The organism is Candidatus Thorarchaeota archaeon, from assembly GCA_013388835.1.
GTDB lineage: Archaea > Asgardarchaeota > Thorarchaeia > Thorarchaeales > Thorarchaeaceae > JACAEL01.
In genome coordinates, this window is sequence record JACAEL010000057.1 from 1 (window position 1) to 4,143 (window position 4,143).

A 4,143-nucleotide genomic window follows, 5' to 3' on the forward strand; every position below is an offset into this window, starting at 1 on the left:
CCTGACAACACATTCGTGTATGTCTTCGCGGGGACAAAATGATCGGCCATTACAGTACGGCTGGACATGGGATGTCATTTGCATGGAGCGTCTGCCCTAGTTGGGCTGGTCACGAGCGCGAGGTAGGCTGTCCCTCCTGAGTGATGACCAATGAGTCGCAATTGCTAAAAGCATTCAGAGCAAGGACAAGCTGCCATCAGGAGGCCGTGTGAGGAGAAGAGACCGCATGAAACGAGTGAAGATAGTTCCCGACAGAGCTGTGTACTCACCGGGTGAAACACTTGTCGGACAGGTAATTGTAGAATGTGACAAGACTTTCAGTGTGAACTCCGTGAGCATCGCTCTTGTCTGTGAGGAGCGTTCAATTATTGAACACGGCTCAGGGAATAATCGACATACGCATGTGGACAAGACCAAGCACATTGACCTGCTACAGGGTCTTGCGGATGCGTGCAGCATCGATCCTGGGGTTCACGCATTCGACTTTGCATTTCGTCTTCCTGCCAACCTGCCCGCCACGTATCATGGTCCTCATGGCCATGTGACCTACACGCTGAACGCAAGGGCTGAGCGACCATTGCGGCTTGACCTGAGGTGTCAGCTTGATGTTCAAATCGAGTCGCCAGTCACCTATCTCAGTCCGAAAGCATGCACTGGTGAGGTCGTCGATGGAGAGACCCGGCTCCTGACAGTTGAACTCTCTCACGATGTGCTATCTCCGGGCGAACCGTTCAGATTGAGTATCATGTCACTGACTGACACAAAGATGAGAGGGGTGCGAGTGGAGGCAATCAGTAAGGAGACCGTGTCACCCGACGGAAACTTCACTGAGACTGAGACTGTCATATGTGGGTACTTCGTGGACAAGTCCCAGCTGGTCTATGGCACATGGGTGCCGGTCACACTCTGGATGCCCAGATTCGCTAAAGGTACTGTCTTTCGGCCTTCGCATCTGTTCCCCAGACCCTTTGAGTCGGTGCACATCAAGTACGAGTACTTGTTGAAGGTGACAATTGACCGGCCTCTGCGTCGGGACGCCTCGGTATTCCTTCCGCTCCGACTGGGTCTAGTCGGGTCCGAAGAGGACTTTCTTGAGCAGGCGAGACGAGCCTTTGAGGACCAGTGACATGCATTCGTGTCTCAGTTCGATATGCCCATCGTGTCACGGGATGCAAGTCGCACGAGTACGAAGAGACTCGGTGTCATCTAGAGGTTCTACTGCCTGCACCTCATAGAGTCCAGAGGAGAGCACAGGATGATAGCTGCCCGTAGCATAAGCATGAAGCAGGTATTCTTGGGCAAGCGAATCTGCGAATGCATTCTTGGGACGCCCTTTGAATCGGCACATGTCAGAACCGCGTACTTGTCGCAGGTCACAACCCGCCGCGCGCTCTGTGCCGATACAGCAATAGCACTCCACGTCCGACTTGGTCTGTTGTAGTCGAGCAGACGCTTCAATGAGCCGGATGACTCTATGAGCGCACATGGGCTGTGGTGTCAAACAATCCCATGAGCCAAGAGGTGGCGACTGCAATGCACGACGCCTATCCCACAATGCTGAACCCATCGAATGCGATAGTCGGGCTCTCGCAACCAAATGGAATGGGCCGGGCGTTGTCTGCCACTCCGATGATGTTCCTCAGCCCCTCATGGAAATTGCCTGCGACTGATACCGGTTGGATTGGGTACTCTATCTCACCATCCTCAATCAGGAAGACACTGTTTGCGACTGCGGAGAACTCGCCACTGCTGACATTTCCGTGGAAGATGCCAAGGGGAAAGTCCATTATGAGTATCGCCTGTCCATCGATGCTTTCAATGAGGCCCTGTTCGGTCTTCGTCCCGGGTTTCACTACTAGCCACTTCGTTCCCACGGTGGGAGAGTGCTCATACGGTACTCGCGAGGGAAACACGCCACCGCCTCGACCGCAGTTACCGGTGGACCCGACCCCAAATGCTGCACCCCAGTAGTTGTCGAACAGGAAGGTCTTCAGTACTCCGCGCTCTACCACTGTGTTGGTCCTTTGACCATGTCCTTCTGCATCTACGGCGTTCGTACCCATCCCGGTAGGTCTCTGTCCGTCGTCAAGTAAAGTGAGACTCGGGTCCGCAATCTGTTCTCCTATTCGGTCACAGAGCGGAGAAGTTCTCTCAACAACATGACGTCCGAGTGTCGCCTGGCCTATTCCAGCCACCAGATATGAGGCAGCAGCGATTGGGGTCCATACCGTCGGTAGTCGCGCGGTGGTACCAAGCTTCTTGGCGCCGAGCAACGCTGCCGCCTGCTTGCCGACCCTAGTACCGAGGCCTTCCGGTTGGATCAGTCGGTCCGTTGCAACGTCAAACTCCATCGAGCCCCTGCGCTCATCTCCATCGATAGCCTGTGCGCTCACACTGCATAGATTGGCAACGTGTCTGCTAGACCCCATGACACCCCGAGTGTTGCCAACCGCATAGCCACCCCATGAAGACTCTGCGGATGCTGAGACCGTCTTCACTCGACCGTCGGCAGCTGCAGCCTCGCTGACCATTACACGACATGAATGAAGCAGGTCCTCGACGGACTGCTCCATGATTCGCGTGTCGAATCTCCCCTCGTTGCCGTGTGGAGAGGGGTCACAGAATCCCCTGAAGCGGCTGTCATTCACACTGGTGCTGACTATGACTTGGAAGGCCTCGTCAACACACTTACGTACACGTTCCAAGGAATAGCCGCTCACCGACGCGAATCCGATTCTCTTGTCCTTCGCCAGACGCACAGCAGTGCCTGCAATGGAGCCTGACTCGGCACTGACGACACCCTGGTCGATATCGACTGTGCTCTTGGTGTTGAATGAAACGTAGACCTCAGCCTCAACCGAGCTGTCAAGAGTGCGGGCGTGTTTCAGACCTGCATCGACTGCGGAAGTCAGTTCATCCCTAAGCGTATCGAAGTCCACATCATGTCACCTCTCTCTATGCCTTGCCCCCAAACACGATTCCATCTATGACCATCATCGGACCACCAAGACCGACAGGTAGGGGAACCTGAGCACCTTTGCCGCAACCCCCGAAGTATCCACTGGTGATGCGGAGATCCCTCGTGGCACCCATGACCCGACCGAGAAGGTCGAGTATGTTACCTGACAGAGCCACCTCGCGTATTGGGTATTTCTTCTCTCCGTTCTCGACCCAGTAACCTCGTGCCGCAGAGAAGAGGAAGCTGCCATCCCCGCTCACTTGCCCGCCGAAGCTCTGAATTGCGTACACACCCGTATCGAGCAACTCCAGTGCTTCCTCCTCACTCAGGTCACCTGCTGCAAAGTATGTGTTGGTCATTCGCACGATGGGCGAGAAAGTGAAGTCAACAGCTCGCGCATTGCCTGTCGGCTCCTGACCAAGCCTCTTGGCAGTGCCACGGGAATGGAGGTAGTGACGTAGGACACCCTTGTCCATCACGATGGTCTTCCCTGTGGTTATTCCCTGGTCATCGTACGGTAGCCAGAGACCGCCATGCTTCTTCACGTCAACGCGTCCGCCGTCGACAATTGTCACATGCTCTGTACCAAGCTGAGCTCCAGTCTTGCCCGTCAGCGGAGAGCCACCAGTCACCACAAAGTCGGCCTCACTCAGATGGCCAAACGACTCGTGAGCGAGGACTCCGGCAAGACGGTTCTCGACGAGGCCTCTGAACTTGCCCGCTGGACAGGACTTCGCTTCAAGCTGCTCATTCGCGTGTTCTGCAGCCAGTCTGCCAAGGCTCTCAGGGGTCGAGCTCTCTTCCTTGAACTGCTCAAGTCCATAGGACCCACCTATCCCTTCCGTCCCCATGACCAGTTCACCTCTGTCCGTCTTGGCAGTGGCCCTGACCCGCAGGTCTGTCACAAGCAGGTCCCATGTGATTCTCGTGTGATCACTGCTGGCAATGTACTTCGGACCATAGAGCTCTCCGTACATGCCTGTGATGTTGACCGAGTTCTTCATCGATGCCCTTGCAGACTCAACAACGCGATTGACAAGGTCGACCTTTTCGCTGAGAGCAACGTCACGTGGATGCATCTTCACGCTGGGTGTGTCCGACCGCTCTGACGTGACGGGTTTCCGACTGTCAAAGGGCAGCTTCAGCGTTGCTATTGATGCGGACGCCTTCGCCATCCTGACCGC

General features: G+C 55.6%; 4 protein-coding genes. 2 read left to right on the plus strand and 2 right to left on the minus strand.

Features of this window, described 5'->3' with window-relative positions; translation table 11 throughout:
* Nucleotides 1-226: 226 nt before the first annotated feature.
* On the plus strand, nucleotides 227-1,126 hold the full coding sequence (locus tag HXY34_10075; GenBank protein NWF96473.1) for a hypothetical protein: 900 nt from the start codon (nucleotides 227-229) through the stop codon (nucleotides 1,124-1,126).
* Nucleotides 1,127-1,255: 129 nt separating this feature from the next.
* Nucleotides 1,256-1,441, plus strand: a complete 186-nt coding sequence (locus tag HXY34_10080; protein NWF96474.1) for a hypothetical protein — start codon at nucleotides 1,256-1,258, stop codon at nucleotides 1,439-1,441.
* A 103-nt stretch (nucleotides 1,442-1,544) separates the two neighbouring features.
* Here the strand turns inward: HXY34_10080 and HXY34_10085 are convergent, their stop codons facing one another.
* Entirely contained in the window at nucleotides 1,545-2,939 is a 1,395-nt protein-coding gene (locus tag HXY34_10085) for a TldD/PmbA family protein (protein ID NWF96475.1), read from the minus strand.
* A 16-nt stretch (nucleotides 2,940-2,955) separates the two neighbouring features.
* The coding region (locus tag HXY34_10090) for a TldD/PmbA family protein (GenBank protein NWF96476.1) at nucleotides 2,956-4,143 on the minus strand (1,188 nt) is incomplete at its 5' end.